The 24,981-nt window shown below is 58.6% G+C and carries 25 protein-coding genes and 2 pseudogenes; 16 read left to right on the top strand and 11 right to left on the bottom strand.

The window, feature by feature from the left end:
• The first annotated feature begins 49 nt into the window (after positions 1-49).
• From AC1DUP_RS19970 to AC1DUP_RS19950, 5 genes and pseudogenes are all read left to right on the top strand, one after another.
• Positions 50-1,186, top strand: coding sequence for an RHE_PE00001 family protein (locus AC1DUP_RS19970; protein ID WP_162748523.1), 1,137 nt, complete (start codon positions 50-52; stop codon positions 1,184-1,186).
• A complete protein-coding gene (locus AC1DUP_RS19965) occupies positions 1,146-1,799 on the top strand; it encodes a hypothetical protein (protein ID WP_113309719.1) in 654 nt (217 codons plus the stop codon). The genes AC1DUP_RS19970 and AC1DUP_RS19965 overlap by 41 nt, the downstream gene beginning before the upstream one ends.
• On the top strand, positions 1,796-3,151 hold the full coding sequence (locus tag AC1DUP_RS19960) for a S8 family peptidase (RefSeq protein ID WP_477833972.1): 1,356 nt from the start codon (positions 1,796-1,798) through the stop codon (positions 3,149-3,151). Before AC1DUP_RS19965 ends, AC1DUP_RS19960 begins: the two co-directional genes overlap by 4 nt.
• Before the next feature lie 668 nt (positions 3,152-3,819).
• Positions 3,820-5,696, top strand: a pseudogene (locus AC1DUP_RS19955) (amidohydrolase).
• A gap of 88 nt (positions 5,697-5,784) precedes the next feature.
• Complete coding sequence (locus tag AC1DUP_RS19950) at positions 5,785-6,225, top strand: SgcJ/EcaC family oxidoreductase (RefSeq protein WP_113309718.1); 441 nt, start codon at positions 5,785-5,787, stop codon at positions 6,223-6,225.
• A gap of 67 nt (positions 6,226-6,292) precedes the next feature.
• Here the strand turns inward: AC1DUP_RS19950 and AC1DUP_RS19945 are convergent, their stop codons facing one another.
• Together AC1DUP_RS19945 and AC1DUP_RS19940 are read right to left on the bottom strand one after the other, a co-directional pair.
• Complete coding sequence (locus AC1DUP_RS19945; RefSeq protein ID WP_113309751.1) at positions 6,293-7,201, bottom strand: LysR family transcriptional regulator; 909 nt, start codon at positions 7,199-7,201, stop codon at positions 6,293-6,295.
• Between the two features lie 129 nt (positions 7,202-7,330).
• Positions 7,331-8,071 (bottom strand): SDR family oxidoreductase, encoded by a 741-nt coding sequence (locus tag AC1DUP_RS19940; RefSeq protein WP_113309715.1) that lies wholly within the window; start codon positions 8,069-8,071, stop codon positions 7,331-7,333.
• A gap of 271 nt (positions 8,072-8,342) precedes the next feature.
• Between AC1DUP_RS19940 and AC1DUP_RS19935 the strand changes: the two genes are divergently transcribed.
• Positions 8,343-9,302, top strand: a complete 960-nt coding sequence (locus AC1DUP_RS19935) for a quinone oxidoreductase family protein (protein ID WP_477833969.1) — start codon at positions 8,343-8,345, stop codon at positions 9,300-9,302.
• Positions 9,303-9,324: 22 nt separating this feature from the next.
• Positions 9,325-10,245: an alpha/beta hydrolase gene (locus tag AC1DUP_RS19930; protein ID WP_113309712.1), complete on the top strand. Its 921-nt coding sequence runs from the start codon at positions 9,325-9,327 to the stop codon at positions 10,243-10,245.
• A 14-nt stretch (positions 10,246-10,259) separates the two neighbouring features.
• On the opposite strand, the gene AC1DUP_RS19925 is transcribed toward AC1DUP_RS19930, so the two are convergent.
• Positions 10,260-11,135, bottom strand: coding sequence for a LysR family transcriptional regulator (locus tag AC1DUP_RS19925; RefSeq protein ID WP_113309749.1), 876 nt, complete (start codon positions 11,133-11,135; stop codon positions 10,260-10,262).
• Positions 11,136-11,273: 138 nt separating this feature from the next.
• Between AC1DUP_RS19925 and AC1DUP_RS19920 the strand changes: the two genes are divergently transcribed.
• From AC1DUP_RS19920 to AC1DUP_RS19905, 4 genes are all read left to right on the top strand, one after another.
• On the top strand, positions 11,274-11,933 hold the full coding sequence (locus tag AC1DUP_RS19920; protein ID WP_113309709.1) for a hydrolase: 660 nt from the start codon (positions 11,274-11,276) through the stop codon (positions 11,931-11,933).
• Positions 11,934-12,022: 89 nt separating this feature from the next.
• Entirely contained in the window at positions 12,023-12,958 is a 936-nt protein-coding gene (locus tag AC1DUP_RS19915; protein ID WP_113309748.1) for a pirin family protein, read from the top strand.
• A gap of 97 nt (positions 12,959-13,055) precedes the next feature.
• Complete coding sequence (locus AC1DUP_RS19910) at positions 13,056-13,598, top strand: hypothetical protein (RefSeq protein ID WP_477833966.1); 543 nt, start codon at positions 13,056-13,058, stop codon at positions 13,596-13,598.
• Between the two features lie 30 nt (positions 13,599-13,628).
• The gene (locus tag AC1DUP_RS19905) at positions 13,629-13,982 is read left to right on the top strand and encodes a hypothetical protein (protein ID WP_113309703.1); all 354 of its coding nucleotides are present in this window, start codon (positions 13,629-13,631) and stop codon (positions 13,980-13,982) included.
• Between the two features lie 536 nt (positions 13,983-14,518).
• On the opposite strand, the gene AC1DUP_RS19900 is transcribed toward AC1DUP_RS19905, so the two are convergent.
• On the bottom strand, positions 14,519-14,755 hold the full coding sequence (locus tag AC1DUP_RS19900; protein WP_113309699.1) for a hypothetical protein: 237 nt from the start codon (positions 14,753-14,755) through the stop codon (positions 14,519-14,521).
• Positions 14,756-15,020: 265 nt separating this feature from the next.
• Here AC1DUP_RS19900 and AC1DUP_RS19895 point away from each other — a divergent pair, with 265 nt between their 5' ends.
• From AC1DUP_RS19895 to AC1DUP_RS19880, 4 genes are all read left to right on the top strand, one after another.
• Positions 15,021-16,781: a PAS domain S-box protein gene (locus tag AC1DUP_RS19895; RefSeq protein ID WP_113309695.1), complete on the top strand. Its 1,761-nt coding sequence runs from the start codon at positions 15,021-15,023 to the stop codon at positions 16,779-16,781.
• Positions 16,782-16,843: 62 nt separating this feature from the next.
• Complete coding sequence (locus AC1DUP_RS19890; protein ID WP_113309691.1) at positions 16,844-17,971, top strand: PAS domain-containing protein; 1,128 nt, start codon at positions 16,844-16,846, stop codon at positions 17,969-17,971.
• Positions 17,968-18,393 carry a response regulator gene (locus AC1DUP_RS19885; protein ID WP_112432214.1) on the top strand — a complete coding sequence of 142 codons (426 nt, stop codon included), beginning with the start codon at positions 17,968-17,970 and terminating at the stop codon, positions 18,391-18,393. The genes AC1DUP_RS19890 and AC1DUP_RS19885 overlap by 4 nt, the downstream gene beginning before the upstream one ends.
• Positions 18,371-18,646, top strand: a complete 276-nt coding sequence (locus AC1DUP_RS19880) for a hypothetical protein (protein WP_113309687.1) — start codon at positions 18,371-18,373, stop codon at positions 18,644-18,646. Before AC1DUP_RS19885 ends, AC1DUP_RS19880 begins: the two co-directional genes overlap by 23 nt.
• Before the next feature lie 126 nt (positions 18,647-18,772).
• Here AC1DUP_RS19880 and AC1DUP_RS19875 read toward each other — a convergent pair whose 3' ends face one another.
• The 6 genes from AC1DUP_RS19875 to AC1DUP_RS19850 form a co-directional block, all read right to left on the bottom strand.
• A complete protein-coding gene (locus tag AC1DUP_RS19875) occupies positions 18,773-19,135 on the bottom strand; it encodes a response regulator (protein ID WP_113309684.1) in 363 nt (120 codons plus the stop codon).
• A gap of 136 nt (positions 19,136-19,271) precedes the next feature.
• On the bottom strand, positions 19,272-20,321 hold the full coding sequence (locus tag AC1DUP_RS19870; protein WP_113309680.1) for a sensor histidine kinase: 1,050 nt from the start codon (positions 20,319-20,321) through the stop codon (positions 19,272-19,274).
• The gene (locus AC1DUP_RS19865; RefSeq protein ID WP_113309677.1) at positions 20,318-21,760 is read right to left on the bottom strand and encodes a DUF7125 family protein; all 1,443 of its coding nucleotides are present in this window, start codon (positions 21,758-21,760) and stop codon (positions 20,318-20,320) included. The genes AC1DUP_RS19870 and AC1DUP_RS19865 overlap by 4 nt, the downstream gene beginning before the upstream one ends.
• A 148-nt stretch (positions 21,761-21,908) precedes the next feature.
• Entirely contained in the window at positions 21,909-22,133 is a 225-nt protein-coding gene (locus tag AC1DUP_RS19860) for a hypothetical protein (protein WP_113309747.1), read from the bottom strand.
• A 54-nt stretch (positions 22,134-22,187) separates the two neighbouring features.
• Complete coding sequence (gene groL / locus AC1DUP_RS19855) at positions 22,188-23,816, bottom strand: chaperonin GroEL (RefSeq protein ID WP_477833961.1); 1,629 nt, start codon at positions 23,814-23,816, stop codon at positions 22,188-22,190.
• Between the two features lie 52 nt (positions 23,817-23,868).
• Complete coding sequence (locus AC1DUP_RS19850) at positions 23,869-24,183, bottom strand: co-chaperone GroES (protein WP_113334875.1); 315 nt, start codon at positions 24,181-24,183, stop codon at positions 23,869-23,871.
• Positions 24,184-24,456: 273 nt separating this feature from the next.
• Between AC1DUP_RS19850 and AC1DUP_RS19845 the strand changes: the two are divergent.
• Positions 24,457-24,729 (top strand): annotated as a pseudogene (locus tag AC1DUP_RS19845) (usg protein).
• Between the two features lie 13 nt (positions 24,730-24,742).
• Here AC1DUP_RS19845 and AC1DUP_RS19840 read toward each other — a convergent pair.
• Positions 24,743-24,981 (bottom strand): transposase (locus AC1DUP_RS19840; protein WP_477833959.1); only part of this gene is annotated, 239 nt, incomplete at its 5' end.

The following is a 24,981-nucleotide window of genomic DNA, read 5'->3' as shown; positions in this document are numbered from 1 at the left end:
ATACCATGTGAGGAACACTAACTTTCGTATAGAGTTCCTTTAGCAAACCATGATTTCAATGGCTTACGATCTTACGAAAATCAACATGACACCTCTGATGCGGCCGGCTTTCGACGCCGGTCTCGCGCTTGCGCGTCTGGACGAGCGCATCGCCCGTTCGCCGGTCGGCCAGGGATGGATCGAACGATTTCATTTTGGCGACGCCTGCGCCTCGCTGTGGATCGACGGCGAACTCGTGCATCTCGAAGACCTCGTCCTCCACGACGCCACGAAGGATATTCGCACACCCACCCATGAGCTCACCATCGCCCGCGACGTGTTGCGAACGCGTCGGCGGATCGCCGGCCAGTTCCCGGATTGGGCGCTTTCTGCCGACGGCATCCGCTCGCTGCGGAAAACCTCGGAGATCGGGTCGGGCGGCGGGGACGAGGCGACGACGGCCGGAGTTATTCGGGCGGCTGTCGCGATCGACGCGGAAGGGGAGGGGGATGATGGTGACGACGTCAAAGATCTGCCCGGCGTCGACTATGCCGCGATCGATGCGATCCTCGCGCGCTCTGACGCCGCGATCGAACGAGCCAAAAAGCCCGGCCGGGCTCCGGCCGATCCGCTGGTCTATAATCTCGACTGGGACGAAGATGCCCGGCTGGAAGAATGGCGGGGCGTGCTGCGCCAGGCAGAAAACTTGCCGGCGGTGCTTCAGGCGATCATCGCGCTCGATGCCTGGAACGAGATTTCGGTGCTGCAGCACGCGCCCTGGCTCGGCCGCCTGTTGTGCGCCTCCATCCTGCGGCAGGCCGGCATCACGTCAGGTGCCCATCTGGCCGCCATCAATCTCGGCCTTAGAACCATTCCCGTCGATCGGCGCCGGCATCGTGATCGGAAGACGCGGCTGCTTGCCGTTGCTCACGGCCTGATCGCGGCCGCGGAGATCGGCATGAAAGAACATGACCGGCTCACGCTGGCGAAAACGATGATGGACCGAAAACTCGAGGGGCGCCGGACATCTTCAAAGCTGCCGGAACTGGTTGAACTGGTGATGGCGAAACCGCTGGTGTCGGCCGGGATGGTGGCGAAGACGCTTGATGTGACGAGCACGCTCTTCCTTGCCTTCATTCACACCCGCAAAGCCGTTGTAGGGCGGGTTGCCGATAACGACGAGGATCGGTGCGCTGAAACCGGATGAAGGCCCGTCTTCACAGGAGGAGTGGGAATCCTTCCGTTTAGTTCCCGATCTCCAATTTCAGCCGAAAGGCACAAAACTTAAGGCTGCAATAGAGATCAAGATGTTCCGTTGGCAAAGCGATTGGCTACATCGGGTCGCCGACGCCATCTCCCACATGCAGGAAATACTGGCGACGAGAGATTTTGAACGCGGCATCGTCATTCTTACGCTCGATGTTTCTGACGAGATACTTACGCAACTAGGTTCAACTCCAAGTTCCGGCATTGAAATCTGGGGCATCGGCAAGCTGCGTGAACTTGCCGAGGGAAGCGACGAGCTCGCCGACGGGCTGGAAGATTTGATTACACAGACGATCCTTGACGATAACATCCGTGGTCCTATCAGGATCGAGACGGAGTTACGGCAAGGTAGTTTGCTCGCGAGTAAATTGCGTCAGAGTGCACCGGGGACAGCCGGATGGCGGGAATTTGAGTTGCTGAGCGAGGAGGCGGTCCGGCTGTTGTTTGGTCGGGAACTCTTGAATCTCACCGCGCAGCAGCGTACCGACGATGGGCTGAACCGCATGGATTGGTGGGTCGGATCAAAAGCGAGGGTAACTCTTTCTGGTCCATGATCGCATCCGACTTCTCGACACGCTATATTGTGTTCGACGCAAAGAACTCGAACGAGCCGATCACCCAGTCCGAGATACAGATCACCGAAAAATACCTGTTTTCGAAGGCTGAAATTCAAGCGCCGCACAGAAGTCGGGTCGTAGCGACTGCCATAACGAGCACGGCTCCGTCGCGTGGGCGGGCCTCATCCTGGTCTTCATCGATCGACCAGCTCTGCTTCGAGACCGACGCGCAGCGGTTGATCCTGATAGCGGCTGGAAACATACGGGTTGATTTAAGCCCTGCGGATCTCCTTGTTCGCAACGATATCGAGCCGCTGGACGATCCGGCGCAAGCTTGGAACGCAATCACTATAGGGGCCTTCACCAACAAAGTTGACGTGACCGATCCGGCTTTTGCCGGCTACGCCCCGATCGCGCCAGCTGGAGAACTGTCTCCGGCGAGCAGGACCTCCGTTAGCTGGGATCGCCAGTGGCCGGTCAAGCCGGATATTGTCATGGAGGGTGGGAACCTCGCGCATGACGGCGTCAATCCCGGTGAGCCGATCGATGACCTGCGCATTCTGACTACACACTTCCGGCCCGAGAACCGCTACTTCTCTACGATCGGCGACACCAGTTCCGCAACCGCTCAAGCTGCCGAGCTCGCAGCAGAGATCATGGTCAGCCGGCCGGGGCTCTGGCCTGAGACTGTCCGTGCTTTATTGGTCCATTCCGCTGAATGGACACCTGCGATGGCCACCCGCATCACGGCCTGCCACGGCAACAAATCGCAATTGCAAGCGATTTTGCGCCGATACGGTTATGGCGTGCCTGATCTCGGCCGGGCGCTGCTTTCCGCCAGTAACGACCTGACGTTGATGATCGAGGACGATATTCGACCCTTCCAGCGGGAAGGGAGTGGATCGGTCAAAACGAGAGATATGAAGCTTCATCTGCTTCCATGGCCAAAGGAGGAGTTGCTGGCCTTGGGCGCTGAGCCTGTGGAGGTCCGGGTCACGCTGTCCTATTTCGTTGAGCCAAATCCCGGCGAGCGTGGCTGGACTAGGCGTCACAGATACGCCTCGCACGGATTGCGCTTCCAGATGAAAACAGCCACGGAATCCGTCGGCGAGTTCCGGGCCCGCATCAACCAGGCTGCCCGAAGCGAGGAAGAAGATACACCCGTCGATGTCGGCGAAAGCTGGCTATTGGGTACATTCCGCGACAGCGGATCGCTGCATTCGGATTTCTGGGGGGAACGGCGGCCGATCTTGCCGAGCGTGACGCCATCGGTATCTTTCCAGTTGGCGGTTGGTGGAAGGAAAAACCGTACTTGGACAGATACAACGAGCAGGCGCGCTACTCGCTGATCGTGACCATTCGCGTGCCTAGTGCCGCTATTGATCTCTATGCGGCGGTCGAGAGTATTCTGACCACAGAGATCGTCGCACAGGTATAAGATCCCGTGGAGTGATTGGCGGCCGACCCACTATAGGCTCGAACCTCTTTGGGTATTGGCGCGAGAATTTTATCTAATTGTTTGAAGGAGATGGCCGTTAGGCTTTGTGATAACAGCGGGGTCGGCGGTTCATTTCGCTTAAAGGCGAGGCTATGACCGAATTGCGCCGTCATTCCTGTCATTCACGCGGAATTGGCGAATACCGAAAGCAGACTTTCCGGTTTTGTCAGCTCTACGCTCGAAATGGAGGTGAGAAGCTGCCGAAGCGCAAATCGTCGCGCTTGGCTTGCAGGCGCAGGCGCTCATTTTCCTTCTGGCTCGCGGCAACAGCAGCTTCAAGATCCATGACGGCATCCTCCTCGCCAAGCGCGCTACGGATATCGTGACGCAAGTAAAGCAACTCACCTCTAAAACACTCGGCACTGAGCTTGGCCAAAGCGCGCCGTCGATCCATCTAAGGCGCCGTCGGCATCGCCCGGACCAAGGCGGCACAGCACCAGCAAGAACCTGAGGCGGGAACTCGCGCGACGGTCGGCGTTCCGTTTCTTGCAACGCCGTGTGTCGTGATCGACGTCTTCTATGCCAGCGAGGGCTGTGACAGGTTCCGCGGGAAAGACCTGCAGAAACGACGGGTCCTACCTGGCGGAAGATCATATGATAAAGAAAATACTGATCGCATCCTTTGCGATCGCGTCCATCTCCGTTTGTCGGGCAGAAACCACTCCGTGTTCAACGGGCGCCGATCTCATTGTTTTCAATGCGAAGATATTCACTGGAAACGCCGGACAGCCGGAAGCATCCGCGATAGCTGTGACGAAAGGACGGATCTATTCAGTCGGGTCGGATTCGGACGTGCTGAGCCTCAAGGACTCCGAAACGAAAGTTATCGACGCGGGCCGCCGGCGCCTCATTCCAGGCATCATCGACGCCCACACGCATGTGCTCAACGATAGCGGTTTTAACTACAACATTCGATGGGACGGCGTTCCGACGCTCGAAAGGGCGCTGGCAATGTTGAGCGAGCAAGCTTCGCGCACTCCCGACGGACAGTGGGTCAAGGTGATAGGAGGCTGGTCGCCCTACCAGTTCAAGGAAAATCGCCTACCCACAATGGAAGAACTTGAAAGGGCCGGACCCGACAAGCCGTTGATCGTTCAATATGCTTACAACCAGGCCTTCTTGAACAGGAAGGCGATGGAAACGCTTGGCGTCGGAACCGATCGGTTTCCAAAGCTGCCCGACACGGAATTCGAACGGGATGGCGAAGGCAGATACACCGGCGTCGTCTTCGGCAACACCTGGACGTTCGTCGCTCTCGAGACCATGGTGCCGCAACTCTCCTTCGACGAGGAAGTAAGCTCGCTGACCTCGAGCATCCGCGGGCTGAACCGTTTCGGTGTCACCTCCATCATCGATGCCGGCAGCAGGTGGGGATATCCAAAAGCCCAGTCGATGGTCGAAGTTCTCTCACGCGAGAAGCGACTGAATGTGCGGATGCCCTTCATCGTTCTGCAGCTTGGCGGCGGACCCGGCGTCAGCATGACGGATCTGCAGCTCGCGGCGATCACGAAGACGGCGCCGATCAGTCCAGGGCAGAATCTGGATCCGTCGCTCGCCCACGGGCACGAGTATCGAGGCGCAGGCGAAGTCCTCGAGGCCGAGGTGCACGATCATGAGAATTTCGAGCGTCCGGCCATCGTCATTCCTCCCGAGCACATGCATCGGCTGGTCGACCGGGAAATCAGGAAACTCGTCCAGAGGCGGATGCCGTTCCGCGAGCATATCAGTTACAACGAGAACATCACGCCGTTCCTCGACGCCCTGGAAGCTCTCAACCGGGAGATTCCTTTCAATGGACTGCGGTGGAGCCTCGAGCATGCCGAGACCATTAGCCCGGAAAACATTGAACGTGTGAAAAAGCTGGGCGGAGGGATCGCGCTGGATCACAAGATGGCGCTTCATGGCGACGCTTTCATCAAGAGCCATGGGCGCGAGCAGGCCCTGCGGACCCCGCGTCTACGCCAGCTTGTCGATAGCGGTATCCCGCTTGCAATGAGCACCGATGCTTTTCGTGCCGCCACGTTCAATCCCTGGGTGGGTGCTGGATGGTCACCGGCAGGTCTGTGTCGGGATCCGAAGTGCTTGCTCGCGAAAACAGGCTCACCCGCGACGAAGCGCTCAAACTCTTCACCAAGGGGCCCGCCTGGTTCATGAACACGGAATCCGAGATGGGATTGATTGCTCCCGGCAATCTCGCAGATTTCGCCATCCTGGACCGGGATTACTTCTCGGTTCCGGACGATCAGATCAAGTCAGTCTCGTCGGTGCTCACCGTCATGGACGGCAGGGTCGTCTTCGGTGCGCAGGACTACGCCGCCCTTTCGCCGACCCTCCCGCCGATTTTGCCTGCGTGGTCGCCGGTCAAGTATTTCGGAACATACTACGGCGAGAAATGAAATCGGAAAACCAAACCTCGGGTGTCTCCCCGGAAAGCTTCCCCGCCGGCACGAAATCAAACATCCTCAACCCACGGAGATCTATTACATGAAACCCTCTATCAGGCCTTCCGATGAAGACGCAGCCGCCACGTCGGCCCGGCTGGAAATCGAAAAAGCGCTCGCGCAATACGAGGCCGCTTTGAATGCCTCGGACACGACCGCTGTCGCTAAAATGTTCGTGGCCGACGCCGTCTTCATGGCACCGAACAATCCTTCCGTTATCGGTGTAGATGCGATTCAGAAGGCGTATAATGGAATATTTCAGACAATTACCTTCGACACGGAATTGGCTGTGGAGGAAGTTGTGCAGACCGCACCAGAGTGGGCCTTCGTACGCACCAATTCGAAAGGGTTCGTCACCGTCAAGGCCATCGAACAACGCGTTCCAGACGCCAACCACGAGCTGTTCATTTTCCAGAAGGACGTCGGCAATCAATGGAAAATAGCCCGCTATTCCTTTGCGACAACCAATCCGCTGCCGCATTGATTCCAAGCTGCGCTATCGACCACTGAAGTGACGGGAAGAATGCCACCCTGAACATGCGAGAGCGGAATCAAAGAGAGCCGCTCTCGCCCAAAGGCTGCTTGTCGAGCGGCGGGCGATCGAAACAATCGATAAGCATCTCAGTGAGCGTCTTCACTTTTTCCGACGGATAGGGACTCGGCGCCCGCACGACGAATATTCCTGCCGGAGGCACAGGGTATCGATCCATGACTGCGACCAGCGCCCCTGAAGCGATGTGATCCGCAACGAGTGGTTCCGGCAGATAAGCGAGCCCCACACCCTCCACAGCGGCAGCGACAAGTGACAATGCATTGTCGGCGATGAAGCGTCCGTTGGGGCGTACGGCCGTGACGTCGTCTCCGTCCACGAATTTCCAAACTTCTGCCTCTCGCATCGCAACCCGATGGTTCGCGATCTCCTGAGGCGTCTGGGGCGCTCCTTCAGCATCGATGTAGCTCGGACTCGCGACCAGCTTACCGAACATGGGGCCGACTCGCTTTGCAACGAGATTGGAATCTGGAAGATGACCTACCCGGATTGCACAGTCGAAGCCTTCTCCCGCGAGGTCCACGAAGCGATCAGTATATGACGAAAGCACCTGGAGCTTCGGATATCGTCGCGCTAGGCTGGCGAGAACCGGAGCGAAATGTGTTGGCCCGAAGGACAGCGGAGCGGCGATCCTCATGCGTCCCTGCAACTCGCCCGCCTGCGAAACCGCCTCCCGAGCCATGTGCACTTCGGCGCAGATGCGGGCGGCGTACGCCTTGAACGTCACTCCGGTTTCGGTAACGACCATGCCGCGTGTTGATCTGGCGAGCAATTGCGCGCCTAGATCCGCTTCAAGCTGGGTAATCCGCCGGCTGACTATCGTTTTCGAGATGCCTAGACGGAGCGCAGCCGCCGAGACGCCCCCGGCGTCTGCAACCTCCAGGAAAATCCTCAGGTCTTCTATTTCCAAAGGCTGAATCCTTTCATGGCTGAAGACGTCGCAGGTGCGAGTCTTGTCGAACACGCTCGCTAGCCCTCTGAGCACCGTGAAGGGGGACGGCCCGTCTTCCATAAGGGCCGTCCGTAGGATGAAGATGGCTCAGGCGATCGCGCCGCCATCCGCGGTGAGCGTCGCGCCTGTGATGACGCTGGCGGCGGAGCTTGCCAGGAATGCAACGGCGTTTGCGATCTCCTTCGGCTCGCCATAGCGTCCCAGCGACGTCAGGCTTCGCTGGAAGTCTGCTGACGCGCCGTCGGCCGGATTGGCATCCGTGTCCGTCGCTCCAGGCTGGACCAGGTTCACGGTGATGCCGAACGGCCCAAGCTCACGCGAGAGGCCGCGCGTGAAGGATGTCAGTGCCGCCTTCGACATTGCGTAAGGCGTTAGACCGGGAAAGGGCACCCGCTCGCCGAGCGCAGAACCGATCGTGATTATGCGCCCGCCGTCGCGCAAATGCGGGATGACCGCTTTTGCGAACAGCACCGGCGCTCTTACGTTAACGTCCATGAGTGTTTGATATTCGTCCAGGTTCAGATCGGCGATGTTTCCTGAATGGCCGATCGCTGCGCTGTTGACGAGGATGTCCAGCCCGCCTAGCGCGGCCACGGCGTCCTCGACAGCCCGCGCGATCGCCTGTGGATAGGCACTGTCGGCCTGGATGGCGGTGGCTCGGCGGCCGCGGCTTTCGACGGACCGGGCAACCGCCGCGGCCTTCTCGCTCGAACTTTGATAGGTGAACGCCACATCCGCACCATTCTCCGCAAGCGCTTCCACGATGGCCGCGCCGATGCCGCGCGAGCCGCCCGTGACCAAAGCGCGCTTTCCATTCAAATCGATCATTTGCGTCGATTCCTTTCTTCGTCGTCGGTCTTGAAGTCGGGAGAGCCGCAGCTTTGCGGATGCGCCCGACAGGGTGTCCCGCCTATTTCGTGACCCTGGGGCAGCGGTTGAAGTGACGATGAATGCGACAGCTTGTTGCACGGTGGGGAACGGCGACCGCGTCCGATCCCGGTCGTTGCAGGTCGCGCAACACGACGTTCCCGATGGCGAACCCTTTCTCGGGAACACGGACAACCTACATGTCTCTACAAGTTGCTTGAAGAATGGAGTGATGATGAAGGCCGCCGTCTACGATAATCCGGGACCACCGTCTGTGCTCAAATACGTCGACGTGCCTGATCCGGTCTGTAGGGCGGACGAAGTCGTCATTAGGGTGGAAGCGATCTCCATCGAAGGCGGAGATCTGATCAATCGCAGATCGACGTCACAGCCACCTCGGTGGGTGGTCGGGTATGCAGCGGCCGGCACGGTCGTGAGTGTGGGCAAGGACGTGACCACCCGTACCGTTGGCGACAAGGTCGCTGCCTTCAGCATGCAGGGATCGCATGCTGAACTCTGGGCTGTCGCTGCTTCGCGAACGTGGCCGGTTCCCGCAGGATTGGACATGGCAAGGGCCGCCGCGCTGCCCATCTCCTTCGGCTCTGCCTATCACAGCGTGGTTACCCGAGGCGCTGTCGGTGTAGGCGAAACGATCCTAATTCACGCTGCGGCCGGTGGCGTAGGGCTCGCGGCGGTACAGCTTGCCAAGCGGGCAGGGGCGACCGTGATCGCGGTGGCGAGCGGGAGCGAAAGGCAGGCCCGTCTAATCGAACTCGGCGCCACCTTCGTCATCGACCGACTCCAGCACGACGTCGTGGAAGAAGCGCGCCGACTGACCGATGGGAAGGGCGTCGATCTGCTTATCGACCCGGTCGGCTCCACATTGCAAGCTTCGCTCTCCGCACTCGCACTGGGCGGGCGTCTCGTCTTCCTTGGCAATGCCGGCGGCGGAAAGCTCGATGTCAATCTATGGCAGCCGATGCAGAACAATCAGACGCTGCACGGGGTATTCATGGGATCCATCTTCGAACGGCCTTCGGTGCACGGCACCGTCGACGATCTCCTTGCCACCGCCGCAGCCGGAAAGATCGACGTCGTGATCGGCCGATCTTTCGCGCTCGAAGACGCTGCGCACGCGCACAACTACGCCGAGACCGCCAAGCCTCTCGGGCGGATCGTGATGACCCCATGAACGATGGAAAGAGGACCACCTTATGATCAAGCGGGTTTCGTTCAGAAACAGAGGGATCGAAGTCGTCGGCAATATCCACTTGCCGACGGACATCGACGAGACTGGCACATATCCTGCGATCATCCTTGCGACACCGGGCAGCAGCGTGAAGGAACAGATCGGCGCCGTCTACGCCGAAAGGCTCTCCGCATACGGCTTCATAGCCCTCACGTTCGACCCGTCTTATCAGGGCGAGAGCGGCGGTGAACCACGTGATCTCGAAGATCCGGCCGTTCGTGTGGAAGACATTCATTGCGCGGTCGATCTTCTGACCACGCTACCCTACGTCGATGAGGCGCGGATCGGACTCCTTGGGATCTGCGCAGGTGGCGGCTACGCGATCAAGGCAGCACTGACCGAACGGCGCTTCAAGGCGGTGGGCACGGTCGTTGCCAATGACATCGGCGAAGCGATGCGCCGCCTGCTTCCCGACGCCCGTCAGACGCTCCTGGACGTCGCGGCGGAGCGCACTGCGCAGGCGCGCGGTGCCGCGGCACGGAGAGATCCATGGATTCCTGATAGCATAGCCGACGCCAAGGCCGCAGGAATAACCGATCCTGAATTGCTGGAGGCCGTCACGTTCTATCGGGAGTCGGCGTATCGGCATCCGAATTCGACGAATCGCCTGCTGTTCGTCAGCTATGGCGCCTTGCTGGGTTTCGACGCGTTCAGCCTTGTGCCCGAGCTGCTGACCCAGCCGCTGCAGGTGATCGTCGGCGGGCGCCGGGGTCCGACCGGACAGTACGAGGCGGGGAGGCGTCTGTTCGACCTTTCTCCGTCGAGGGCGAAGCACTTCTTCGAAGTCGAAGGCGCGGGACACTACGACATGTACTACAAGCCGGAATATGTCGGCCCGGCGGTCGCACGGCTGGCCGAGTTCTTTTCAGAACATCTTGCGCCGTAGGATTCGGCGGGCTGCTAGGACGAGCCGGAGTCGTAGCACTCGATCAGCATCTCTGTCAGCACACGCACTTTCTTGGCAGGATGCTGTCCAGGAGGCCTGACCACGAAGATGCCAGCGGTGGGAGGCGGATACTTCGGCATCACTTCGACGAGGGCACCGGAGGCGATGTGTTGGTCCGTAAGACCGTTCGGAAGTCTGGCGATGCCTAGCCCTTCCAGCGCGGCAGCGAGCAATGCTACTCCGTTGTCGGCCTTGAACCGTCCTTGCGGCCGGGTGTTGAGTACCTGGTCGCCATCTGTGACTTGCCAACTCTCAGTTCCCTGCATGAGCGCCTCATGCTTGAGAAGTTCGTCCGGCGTCTCGGGCGAGCCATTCCGGGTGACGTAGTCGGGGCTCGCAACGAACTTCGCGTAGAGTGGTCCAACGCGCCTGGCCACGAGATTGGAATCCGGCAGGTATCCGATCCGGATCGCACAGTCGAAACCTTCCGTAATGAGATCGACGAAGCGGTCGGTGTAGCACGAGGTAACCTGGAGGTGCGAGTGTCGGCGCGCCATCTGAGACAGGACAGGAGCGAGGTGGGTCGGCCCGAACGACAGAGGGGCGGCGACCCTGATGCGCCCGCGAAGCTCGCCCGCCGGCAATATCGTCTCGCGGGCCGCATCGATCTCCGCCGAAACCCTCGCCGCATAATCTCGGAATGTCGCGCCTTCCTCAGTCAGTGCGATGCCGCGGGTCGTTCGCGCGACGAGCTGAACGCCCAACTCCGCCTCAAGACGAGCGATACGCCGGCTAACCATCGACTTGGAGACGCCAAGTCGCTGCGCGGCGGGTGTCACCCCTCCTGCGTCGGCGACTTCCACAAAGGTCCTGAGATCGTCGATTTCCATTTTGCGTTCCCCTTTCTGCAACACAGCTCGCGTTTCCGAGGGCTACCGCATCAGGGCTGGCACTGACAAGGTTTTCGTGGATCGACGTCCAACGGACGCGTTCGCATCTGTCGACGAACCAACAAACAAGGATGTTTCATGACCTTTCGTAACGGCCTCGCCTCGCTTCTCCGCCCTGAAGATTCGGTTCTCGTCCTCATCGACCATCAGCCGTATCAGCTCGCGAACGTGAACAGCCACGAACCGACGATGGTGGTCAACAACACGGTAGGCCTGGCCAAAGCGGCCAAGGCTTTCGACGTTCCGACTGTCCTCACCACGGTGATCGCGGAACGCGGCGGCAACCTGTTCCCGCAGATCGCCGACGTCTTTCCCGGCCAGGAAATCATCGACCGAACGCTCATCAACACCTGGCAGGATTCGAAGGTTGTCGACGTGGTGAAGGCGACAGGCCGCAAGCAACTGGTAATCGCGGGCCTCTGGACCGAGGTATGTGTTGCCATGCCAGCAATTCAGGCCGCTGGCGAGGGCTGGGATGTCACGGTCATCACAGACGCCTCTGGCGCAGTCTCGTCCGAGGCGCACCAGATCGCAATTCAGCGCATGATCGCAGCCGGCGTCAACATGATGACCTGGCTCGCGCTCGCAGCCGAATGGCAGCGCGACTGGGCCCGTGCCGAACAGGCTGCGAAGATCACCGACGTCATCGTCCAGCACTCTGGCGGGAGCGGCATCGCATATCTGTGGGAGCAGCAGTTGCTCAATACCCAGGCACCGAAAGCTGGTGCTGGAGCATAAGTACGCTTAAAAAGAGGAACGGGTGCGTCACGCGTCACCGCTTCTCGCTATGAATGGATGATCATCGGCCGAAGAAGAGGACGAAACACATGAGCTGGAACCCTGCGATCGAACCAGGATGCCCTGATGAGGTCGGCGTGGAGGCGATTGAGACCTTGATCGTTCCGCGAGCTCGCGATCTTGGCGGTTTCGAAGTCCGACGGGCGCTGCCCGCACCGAACCGACAGATGGTCGGCCCGTTCATATTCTTCGACCAGGCCGGTCCCGCCGAACTCCTGACGGGGCAGGGCGTCGACGTCCGGCCACATCCGCATATCGGTCTCGGCACCGTCACCTATCTGTACCAAGGAGACTTTCATCACCGGGACAGCACCGGTGCCGACCAGATCATCAGGCCAGGCGAGTTGAACTGGATGGTCGCGGGCAAAGGCGTATCGCACTCGGAGCGCACGAGCGCGGCGGCAAGGAGCGGACCGAACAGCCTGTTCGGAATACAGACGTGGCTCGCCCTGCCTGACGGCCAGGAGGACGTGGCGCCGTCCTTCGAGCACCACGGCCGGAGCGCGCTTCCGATGATCGAAGACAAAGGCGTCTCGGCGCGGCTGATCCTCGGAAACGCCTATGGCGAGCGCGCTCCCGCTAAGATGTTTTCGGAGACCTTCTACGCCGACGTCAAGCTGTATCCGCTCGCCCGTCTTCCGATGCCAGATGAACACGAAGACCGCGCCATCTACGTCGTTGAAGGTTCGATCTCGGTCGCCGGACAGGAATTCGGCACAATGCAGATGATGGTGTTCCGTCCCGGAGACAGGATAACCGTCGCGGCCGGCGAACGCGGCGCCCGGATTATGATACTCGGAGGCGCAACGTTCTCCGGGCCAAGATACATCTGGTGGAACTTCGTCGCCTCGTCGATGGAACGTATCGAGGAAGCCAAGGCCGAATGGCGAGCCGGAAAGTGGGGCGTGGGCCGTTTCGACCTTCCTGCCGACGACCGCGGTGAGTTCATACCCTTGCCCGATTGATGCCTCATGTAAGCCTGGACGCGAGGGCTTGACCCGATGTCATGTAACGAAGAGAGCTAATTCGTGGGAGAGGCTCATGCCGACGACAATAGACGAGGTGCATCAGGCAGACGAGGAGTTGTTCCGAGCTGTTGATGAAGCGATCGATCAAGCCGTTCGAGCCGCCGGCGCCAAGCTCCAGTCCCTCGGCGTTTCCGCTGCGCCACACGACTACTTCAGCGATGGAGCGCTTCGCCACCTCTTCATGCGCCTTTGCGGCGCCGATGCCCGAACATTCGAGAATGGCGATCCCGACGTCGCCTGGAAGATTCTCTATGCCGGGCGCAACGTCGCTCGGAGGTGGGAAAGGCAGCAAGGCAGGCCAGCGTCGATGCGACAGAAGAATGAACGCGCAGAAGATATCGCGAAGAATCAAAGCGAACGACAACAGTTGGCTAGATCGGCGGAATCCTTTGCCTTGAGAACCGTCCTTCGTGCCTTGATGGAGAAAGCGCGTGCCACCGATCCGCAGATCGACGCTCGGCTACAAGCGACGGTGGACGCCCGTGCGGCCGAACTCGCCGACGGCTCCGAAGCAGAGCGAGCTTTCATCGAAACCGCGCGAAACTACCTAGCGCTCCTCACCAAATCAACCGGCTGACGACCGTCCCTACCGCCGAAGGAAAGAGGCATGACGAGAGACAATCCTGCTGGCAGTTCCGCCGATAGGGAAATCGCCGACGTCATTGAGCGTGCCGACAAAAGGTTGGCCACAGCGATCTTCGCCGCTCTGCAGGATGCGAGAAATCAAGCCGCAGAAGACATGGCGGCTATCGGACAAGAGGACGCGACGCCGGCCCCGGAATACTTCGCTGCGGTCGTCCATCAGCGCATGTATTGCGTTATGTGCGGCGCTGATCCCGACACGTTCGCCGGAGGGGATCCTGAAATGGCCTACCACGTCATTCGCAACAGTCAGAACATTGCCAAACACTATTGGTCGGCGGAGATCGACGTTGATCCTCCGGAATTTAAGGTCACGTAGTGCCTCTTGAACTAGGAGTCTTCAATCCGGACATGTCGGCCCCGGCCGCATGAGACTGTGTGATCCCGTGTCCGAAATCCTTCGAGCAGCTGTACTTGATGTCCCCTCCAATAGAGCAACGGCGCTGTCTACTGATGACGGGCGGGCAATATTGGTCGCCTGGGCATCGGATCGCTAACCGGTAGAATCGAAACCGCCGCTTCGGCAGTTGCCGGGGGACGCCAGAGCCCGTCTCGATTGACGAGATCAGTCAGCGCTGACAGAGATGGGTAGGCGATATAGCTATAATAGCTATTGACGTCATAAAAATGCGCGGCATCACCTTTTGAGGAGGCAGTGAATAGAAACGATTGTGCTTGCCGAAGTTTCGGGTGCAACGGCATGAGGCGGCCTGTGAAGCAGCGAACTGATGTGGAGGATAGCCGGTTAAGCCTGCACCTGACAACGATTTGAACGTTGATCGGCACAGAGTTTCAGTTCCACAAATTGTTGTTATCGCACAGATCTGAAATACCGGGTCGGCGGTTCAAATCTAGTCAAGAGCGCGATGCCAACTCGCCAAGATCGGCAAGACCGCGATGCAGGGACATGGCAGTGTCCAATTCCTGCTTGGTGTTATGTCCCTCACGATATAGGTTTATAATGATCGCAGCGGCAAGCTCAGCCTCTGCGCTGTTCTTGGTCACATGGTGAGCTTCCAGCCAGTCGTTGAATGATTGGTCGATAACCGAGAATTCGTTCGGACCAAATGACGTTTCTAAAAATGCGCACATACACTTCCCCTTCACGCGGCGCCCATATGGGAAATCGGCCGGGAAGGGTCAAGGCTGCTAGGCTTGTTGAGCGAGCAAAATCAGTAGCGGTCTGTCCGATTTGAAGCTGATTTCATTGCGAAAAGACCTTGCTGCGACCATCTCACGCTATACATTGAGCACGAGTGGCGGGGAATAACGTTTGCGACGTCGCAACGAGCTAGAGTGGGCGCCGATGCAAAACGAAACGGGGACAACTTTCTCAGGGCAGGACGAAATTTCTCGAATGCTTGAGCGGGGAGACTGGGACCGGTCCATGCTCGGCCCGCCTTCGGTTTGGCCTCCCTGCCTGAAATCAGCGGTCGACATCATGCTGCCTTCCATGGCGCAGATTGTCATTTTCTGGGGGCCGGATTTCGTCGCCCTCTACAACGCACCCTATGCACCGTCGATCGGACAACGGCACCCGAGGTCTTTCGGTCGCCCGGCACGAGAAAACTGGAGCGAGCTATGGGACGACCTCGAACCGCTCCTGCGTCAAGTCCTGGACAAAGGCGAGACGGTCGCCGCCAAGGACCGCCCATTTTATATCGAGCGGCACGGCTACCCGGAAACCGTCTATTTTGACATTTCATATTCTCCGATCCGCGATGAAGCCGGGACCGTTCGCGGCGTCTTCTGCATCGTCAACGAGACGACGGATCGCGTTCGCGCCGACCGGGCGCTCCAGGCAAGCGAAGAACGGATGCGCGCGGTAATATCGCAGTCGGCGGCCGGGATCGGTCAAGCGAGCCTCGATGGCGAGATCCTGCACGTCAACAAGCGGTTTTGCGAGATTGTCGGCTACGAGGAACAGGAGCTGCTCGGCAAGAACATCCGCGACATCACCTATGCCGACGATATGCCCGAGCAGACCCGATTGTACCGGCGGCTTGCACAGACCGGCGAGAGCTTCGATCTCGAAAAGCGATATGTCCGAAAAGATGGCAGTCTCGTCTGGGTGAACAATACCGTCTCGCCGCTTCGAGACGATAGCGGCAGGATTCGCCAGGTTGCGGTCGTCTCGATCGATATAAGCGAACGCAAAAAAGGGCAGGAGGTCGAGCGCCAGCTGGCGTCCATCATTGCATCTTCCAATGATGCCATCCTAGGCATCGATCTCGATATGACTATCACGTCCTGGAACGCCTCGGCGGAGAGGCTCTACGGTTACAAGGCGGACGAGATCATCGGTCAGTCTGTACTGATCCTTGTGCCTGCTGATCGGATTGACGAGGAGCCGACGCTGTTGAGCCGCGTCAGGGCCGGATCGACGGTGGAGCCTTACGAAACCAGACGCCGTCACAAAGATGGCCATCTCGTCGATGTTCTCCTCAGCGTCTCGCCAATCTACGACAGTGCCGGCCGGATTATCGGTGCATCTAAGATCGCTCACGATATTTCTGCGAAAAAGGAAGCGGATCGGCTTCAGGCGGTGCTGATCGGCGAGTTGCACCACCGGGTGAAGAATGTCTTTGCGACGGTCATGGCGATTGCCCGTCAGACCCTGGCAAAAGATGCTGAGGCCAGCGGTGCGGTTACCGCTTTCGAGGCTCGCCTTTCGGCCATGGCGCATGCCCACGACCTTCTTGCCGAGGGTCATTGGCAGAGTGCCGATCTCAAGGCTGTGGTAGAGCAGGCTATCGCTCCATACCCTTCAGAGCGGTTTGATGTTTCTGGCGATCCGGTCTTGCTGCCGCAAAAGGTCGTTGCGTCACTCTCGCTTGCTCTCCATGAACTCGGCACAAATGCTGCCAAATATGGTGCACTCTCCAATGCGACAGGCAGAATTGCCATCAGCTGGAGCTTCGCTAAAGAGACCGGAGATCTTCGCCTCGTTTGGAGGGAGATGGACGGACCGGAGGTTCTCCCTCCCACCCGCAAGGGCTTCGGGTCCCGCCTCGTTGAACGCTTGTTGGCCGCGGAGCTGAACGGCAAATCGACAATCGCCTATGATCCGTCCGGTGTGATTTGCGAGATCGAGGCGACGATAACGTCTTTGCCCTGACAAAAACCGGAACCAATTCCCCAGCCGCGGCATTTGTTGCGGACAATGCGATCAGGACCCCCATGCAAGAAAAGGATCAATATCGGACCGATGCCCGCAACGCCGGCGACCGTCTCGTCGCCGGACATGTAAGCGAGGATCCATTTGCGGCCGCGTTCAAGGCGACCCGGATGCCAATGATCGTCACCGATCCGAACCAGTCCGACAATCCGATTATCTTCTGCAACGAAGCCTTCCGAAGGCTCACGGGCTACAGAGATGACGAGATAATCGGGCGCAATTGCCGTTTCCTGCAGGGTCCAGAGACTGACAAAGCAACGATCGCGAAGATCCGAGAGGGCATCGCGGCCGGCCACGATGTTGCTGTCGATATCCTTAATTACCGAAAAGACGGCACCACGTTTTGGAACGCGGTATTCATCAGCCCCGTCCGGGACGAGGCCGGGACAATCATCTATTTCTTTGCGTCCCAGCTCGATTTCACAACGGTCAAGAGCCGGGAGGCTGACCTGGCGGCTGCGCGCCATGAGGCGGAGGAGGAGGTGGCAAAAAACACCGCCACCCTTAAGGCGGCACTGGAGGCGCGCACGCTGCTGGTCCACGAGGTGGACCATCGGGTGAAAAACAACCTGTTGACGATGGCTTCCATCGTAAAAATGCAGGCACGCATCACCACCGATTATCGGCAAAGGCAGACACTCATGTCGGTCCTCAACCGGATCGAGGCCCTCAGCACGGTTCAACGAAAGCTGTTCACGCTCGACGACGTGTCGAAGTTCGATATCTCAGAGTTCACAAAGGAATTGGTGACAGATCTTGTCGATGCCACTGGCCGCAACGACATCCGTCTGTCTTTGGATCTTTCGCCGCTGCTCGTGCCCGCTGTCAAAGCCACGCCTTTGTCGCTGATCGTCAATGAGTTGGTCGGCGATGCAGTTCGACGGGGCCTCATGGACGGCGGCGGCGACATCCACGTGCTGGTCAAACGCCTCAACGGTCATTTTCTGATCCGTGTCGAGGACACATCCGAACCAGTTGAGCCTGATTTTGAAAGCACCGAGCTCGGACGCATGTTGATCGAGGCGTCTGCTTTGCAGCTCGGCGCCGAAATCGAACGTAAACAGGATGGACGAAAGACGGTTGTCGATGTGGTGCTGCTTGTCGGCGACCATCAGGAGAATACACATTGAAAGTTATGATCGTCGAAGACGAAATGCTGCTCGCCATGGAGCTTGAAAGCGAGGTGGAGATGGCGGGCCATCAGGTTACAGGCCTCGCCATGAGCAGCATCCAGGCGCGCGAGCAGATGAACGCGTCGAAGCCTGATTTCGCATTCGTCGATATCCATCTCATGGATGGCCCGACCGGGATCGACGTGGGTCGCGAACTAGCAGCTGCGGGCATCCCCTATGTCTTCGTGAGCGGTAATATCAAGAAGATCCCGGAAGGGTTTGCCGGCGCACTCGGTGCAATCGAAAAGCCCTACACCATGAACGGAATGAAAAATGCCCTGACTTACATTTCCGCAATCGTCGGAGGCGACGAGAGTGGGTCGCCGCCCGCAAGTCTGGTTTTGGCGGATGACGCGAATGCAGGGAAGCGGTTTGGCTAAAACCCAAGGAGGAGCGTCGGCCAACACGGAGCAAAAATGGGAGGAATTGATGAGTGACAACCAAAACATTTTGAAGGAGGTCAAACCGAGGCTGCACGCGTTGATCGATGAGCTCGTCGCTAAAGGTGCCGAGAGATCCGCGGTGATCTACATGATCGAGAAGGAATCTGCCCAGCTTCGTGATACGATGGACGAGATCCCAGATCATCAGATCGACGAGCCCTCAAACGATTGGCCGTCGGCGACCAAGTAAGTCTTGTCTTGCTTGCCTTCAAGGTAATGATCGCATCGGGCATCATGGTGGGCGGTTGCGATTGCAGAGTTGCTAGCATCGGCATCCTTGGCTTGACGGTCTCGCTCAGCGTACGACGTCATCGTGTTAGATCATTTCGCGTATCGCGTGAATCACGCGTGACGAATCATAGGGCTTACTGAAAAAGCGGCCGACGATCGGAAGGGTACCATCGCTCATTTGGCGATGACCCGATGTCACGATGATCTTGACTGGTGGCCATCGATCTCGAACCGCGGCCGCAAGTTTCGGGCCATCCATGCTGCCAGGCATATCGATATCGGTGAACATCAGACGAACCTCCGGGTGTGCGTCGAGAAGGCTGATAGCGTCGTCAGCGTTCGATGCTTCCAGCACCTGAAAACCTTCGTCCTCTAGCAATAGCGCAATATCCATCCGAACGAGAGCCTCGTCCTCCACGACAAGGACCGTTATACCGTTGCCGCCCATCCCCAACGCTCCATCATGATTTACAGGCAGATAAAATGGTCCAAGAGTATGATAACGTCTCTCGTACGAATATGATCCGCCAGGTTCGGGAATGTCTTCAGTAAGGTGTTTAACCCTTCCGATAACGGATACTGTATCAAACAGCTTCCGCCGACTGCCTCGCAAGTCTTGCCACCGGACCCGCAGCGTAGCATCGAAACCCATTGCGATCGAACGTGATTGTCGGCGCTGCCCCCAAGAGCGAGGCGAGCGCCGAGCGAACATACTTCGTGCCGTAGCCCTGCCGCTTCGGTTGAACGACTTCGGGGCCGCCCGATTCGATCCAGTTCATTGAAAACACGGGCGGATCTTCCTCCGAAACGGACCAGGCAATGTTGATGCTGCCGTCGCCTTGAGACAGTGCGCCGTACTTGATGGCATTCGTCGTCAGTTCGTGGAGGCAAAGGGCGATGATTGTCGCAGCGATCCGTCCGACAAGGAGGTCCGGGCCGGCAATATTGATCCGAGTCAAGCTCTCACCGTTATAGGGTGCGACGGTTACCGCGATCACGGATAACAGTGAGATTTCGTCTCCGCCTGCTTCGAACACTGCGGTGTGGACGTCGGACAGAGCACGAAGCCGGCCTGTGAAATCTGCCGCAAGCTCATCAACCGTAGACGCGCCGCGTTGCGTCATTTGAAAGATTGAGGTGACGCTGGCAAGAATGTTCTTGATGCGATGATTGAGCTCCAGCCGCAACTCGACTTCGCGCTCAATCGCATCGCGCACCTGCTTCTGGCGCAATCGGACGAGCAGATTGGTCTGAATGCTATTGGCCAGCTCCAGTCGCGCGATTGGGCGTGTATAGAACAGGAGGCGGGCGCTCGGCCAGGCGCTTTGAAGCTGAGTGCGGATCTGTGCAACGGGAGCCGCGCGCTCAAGCAGGACCACGATTGGCACTTCGGACCAATCAGGCTGGCCGGCGAGATGATCGCCAATGGTTGCGACGACGGGCGGGCTCAGCGCCTCATGGGTGATGAGGATGACGCCCGGCGAAAGTGCCAGATTTTCAGCCAAATCCTCGCCAGCCTGGCCATGCCTGACTGCGACGTTCTGCTCCTGCAAGGAAGCCGCGATGTAGTCGGCGTCCTTGCGAAACGGGGCAAGTACGAGCACCCAATCCAGTTTACTTGGTGTTTCATTCATTTCGGGTCAGGAAGAGGGTTATAGGAAACGACGCTGACGCTGCCGCTTTCTATCAGCAGTTCCTGAATGTTGAGGTCATGTGGACCGTGGCGCTTTTTGACGACGGTGATGTTACGGCGCAGCCGACCCTCATGCTCCATGATCCGCAGCAGGAGCACGGTGTCGCCGAGGAAGCTGACATCTACGTCGATGCCGACATTCTGACCGATCAGGCCGTGCTGAGCGACAATCAGCATCGTCAGCACGCCCGAACGAGCCAGGAATTTGAGAAGGGATTGGATGTCGCGGACCGCCTTTTCCCGATGCGGTAGCGAGTTTAGATAGCCGGTCAGGCTATCGATGACGACGACGCGGACTTTGTTTTGCGTCACCGCGTCCTGGACGATTTGACCAAATTCACCCGGTGAGATTTCGTTCGGATTGAAATCCCGAAGAATGAGCTTTCCATCCTTATGGAACTGCCGAAGCTGCATTCCCAGGCCTTCCGACCGGCGGAAGAACGTTTCCAGCCTCTCTTCGAACAAGAACAGCGCGACGCTCTCGCCGCGGTCGAGCGCTGCGGTCGCATAGAGTGACGACATAGTCGACTTGCCAGTGCCCGACTGTCCGATGACCAGCGTAGTGGTTCCGGCCTCCTGGCCGCCGCCAAACATGTCGTCGAGCGCTGCGACACCCGATTTGATCAGTTGCGGCTTGGTGGCCTCAGATGCAGTATTGGGCATAATGCGAGGAAAAACGATGACCCCTTCACCTTCCCGGATTGCCATGTCGTGATAACCATCGGCAACGGGGACACCGCGCATCTTGGAAACTTCGACGCGACGTCGCACGGCGCCGTACTCCTCCAGTGACTTGTCGAAACGGATGACCCCATGGGCGAGCCCCTCTACTTCCTCGCCGCTGCGGTCATAGCCGGGCGTCTGGGTGTCAAGGAGAAGTGCGACGACGTTGCGCTTGGCAAGAAAGGACTTGAAACCGATCAGTTCGCGACGAAACCTAGGAGAGTCACCCGTGATCAGGCGGATTTCGAGGAGGGAGTCGTAAACAAGGCGCCGCGGCTTGTGTTCTTCGATAGCTGCCTCGATCGCCTTTCGCGTCTCGTCGAGCCTGAGGTCTGCGGTCAGAAATATGCTCTGGTCATCGGCTTCGCTGACCGAACCGGATGTCGACAGTTCTTCGACCCGAATGCCATCTAGTGTCCAGCCGTGTGAAACAGCAATGGCTTCAAGCTCTGCCGCCGTCTGCGACAGTGTCACGTAAATGCAGCTCTCTCCCGCTTCTACCCCGGCGCGAAGGAACTGTAGCGCTGCTGTCGTCTTTCCGGAGCCCGGAACGCCTTGCAGCATATAGAGATTGGATGCCGGCAGACCACCACGCAGAATTTCGTTCAATCCTGTGATGCCTGTGCTGACAACCGCCGGCGCTTTTCGTTTCGGCATAACTCATCTTTCAAAACTGTTAGCGTGATCCGGGTCGGAGCGCGCGCACCATCGTCGTTGAAAGATGCCTTCCCCTTATATTTGGGTTTCTCAAAACATCAATGACACGCTGGAGGTGTTGAAGCCGCAAGCCTGCCCTGAGGGAGTCCTACGGCTTTACGGCGGTCCCATCGCCAGAGAGTTCCGTGTCAGCAGCACGGTGTGCTTCAGCCAAAAGAAACTGCCGGTCGCGAAGGCCTTTGTTAAATAGCTTCGCGACCGTCATGGTCAGCGTCGCAATCGCTTGGTGATTGCCCCTCAGCTGTCGCTGTTCAACGATCTCCCTGATCACGCTTGCGCACAGGCGCGCATCTTCTTTCGACGGCAAGCTCATAGTCTTCCTCAAGAAAGGCTCGCCTCTGGCGGTGAGGCGAGCCCATATGATCAATTAGAAGTCCATCCCAGCGCTGGCAGGAAGGGCGGGGGCGGCGTCCTTCTTGGGCTTCTCGGCGATCATGGCTTCCGTGGTGACCAGGAGGCCGGCAACAGATGCCGCATCCTGGAGGGCCGTGCGAACCACCTTGGCCGGATCGATGACCCCCTGGGCATAGAGATCGCCATACTCGCCGGTCTGGGCGTTCCATCCGAACGACAGGTCAGTCTTTTCCCGGAGCCTGCCAACGATAATCGAACCCTCGGCGCCAGCATTCTCGGCGATCTGACGCACAGGTGCCTCGATCGCACGGCGGACGATATCGATGCCAACCCGCTGATCGCCATTGGCAGTCGGAAGACCGTCCAGTGCTTTGACCGCACGTAACAAGGCAACACCACCGCCCGGCAGAATGCCCTCTTCAACGGCTGCGCGGGTTGCATGAAGGGCGTCATCGACGCGGTCCTTTTTCTCTTTCACCTCGACTTCGGTGGAGCCACCGACGCGGATGACGGCGACACCGCCAGCGAGTTTGGCAAGGCGTTCCTGCAGCTTCTCGCGGTCGTAGTCGGAGGTCGTTTCCTCGATCTGGGCGCGGATCTGAGCAACGCGGCCGTCAATCTCGCCCTTGGAACCGACGCCGTCGATGATCGTCGTGTTCTCCTTCTCGATCGCCACCTTCTTGGCGCGGCCGAGCATGTTCAGCGTGACGTTCTCCAGCTTGATGCCGACGTCTTCGGAGATGACCGTTCCACCCGTGAGGATGGCGATGTCTTCGAGCATGGCCTTACGACGATCGCCGAAGCCCGGAGCCTTGACGGCAGCGATCTTCAGGCCGCCACGCAGCTTGTTGACGACGAGTGTTGCAAGCGCTTCGCCTTCGACGTCTTCAGCAATTATCAGCAGAGGCTTGCCGGACTTCACCACGGCTTCCAGCACCGGCAGCAAAGACTGAAGGTTGGAGAGCTTCTTCTCATGGATGAGGATATAAGGCTCTTCGAGCTCGACCCGCATCTTGTCCTGATTGGTCACGAAGTAGGGCGACAGATAACCGCGGTCGAACTGCATACCTTCGACCACTTCCAACTCGGTCTCGGCGGTCTTGGCTTCCTCGACGGTGATGACGCCTTCGTTGCCGACCTTTTCCATCGCTTCGGCCAGATACTTGCCGATCTCCTCGTCGCCATTGGCCGAGATCGTTCCGACCTGAGCGATCTCCGAATTGCTGGTAATCTTGCGGGCGTTGGCTTTCAGCTCTTTAACGACAGCATCCACGGCGATATCGATGCCGCGCTTCAGGTCCATCGGGTTCATGCCCGAAGCAACCGCCTTGGCGCCTTCCTTAACGATGGCCTGGGCGAGGACAGTTGCCGTGGTGGTACCGTCGCCGGCGAGATCGTTGGTTTTCGATGCCACTTCGCGCAGCATCTGGGCGCCCATGTTCTCGAACTTGTCTTCAAGTTCGATCTCCTTGGCGACCGAAACGCCGTCCTTGGTGATGCGCGGCGCGCCGAACGACTTGTCGATGACGACGTTGCGGCCCTTCGGACCAAGCGTTACTTTTACCGCATTGGCGAGCACGTCGACACCACGCAGCATGCGTTCGCGCGCATCTGTGTTGAATTTGACTTCTTTCGCAGCCATTTGTTCACTCCTTCAATAGGCAGCTTTTTGACTGATGGGTGACGGTGCGTGATTACGCAGCCTGCTTCTGCTCGTCCTGGGCTTCGATGATGCCCAGGACGTCGCTTTCCTTCATGATCAACAGGTCTTCGCCGTTGATCGTGATTTCGGTACCTGACCATTTGCCAAACAGGATGCGATCGCCCGCCTTGACGTCGAGCGCCTGGACCTGACCGGCTTCGTTGCGGGCGCCAGGACCGACGGCGACGACCTCGCCCTCGGAAGGCTTTTCCTTGGCGGTATCCGGAATGATGATGCCGCCCTTGGTTTTTTCCTGGGATTCGACCCGGCGGACGAGAATGCGATCGTGAAGTGGTCGGAACGACATGTTTTCCTCCATTGGACAAAAAAGATGACGCAAAGTCCCCTGCCGGACCGGGTGACCAATCCGGACGGGTGCGAACCTCACTCGAGCGTTCGCGGGCAAAATTTATTTTCGAGATTTTTCGATTTCAAGAGGGTGCTCTAAAAAATAGCACTCAGCCATCGCGGCTGCTAACATGCTGCAATCGCTTGGTAATTCGAACAAATAACATGGAATCGCCTTGAAGCCGATCAGAATTTAGGTCACCTTCGGCTTGTCACGAAACGGAGATGAAGTATGCAATTCTCATCTGACCTGGAGCGACAGCTCAATGGCTACGGACTGACGACTGCCCACATCCTCTATCGCATCCCAGACTTTGAATCCGTTCTACAAACCTATGTTTGGCAGGATTACGATCTCGCTCCCGATTTCCCCGAGATGCACAAGTTCCTGCATTTCTGGAGGGCGTCGCTCGATGGGCCGCTGCATTCGGTTCGCTAAAGCCATCAGCGCCTGATCGGGCCCAACGAATGGCGACGGGTCGATGGCGAATTTAAGCTGCACTAGGCTCCAGACTCAATCAGGCCCACCAAATGACGATGGCGGCGATGTAGCAAGTTGCCGCGAAGTTGAGCATGAGCTTGTCATATCGAGTTGCGACACGCCTCCCGTCCTTGAGGCGACAGAAAGCACGTTCGATGATATTTCTCCGGCGGTAGGCGACGGGGTCGAACGGTTTGATCTGCTTTCGGGTTGGATTGTTGGGAATGACAGGCTCGGTGCCGCGTGCAGTGAGAAAGTCGCGCAACGCGTTGCTGT

It is taken from the genome of Rhizobium sp. 01L419, assembly GCF_056400025.1.
This window is presented reverse-complemented; position numbering and strand designations above follow the sequence as displayed.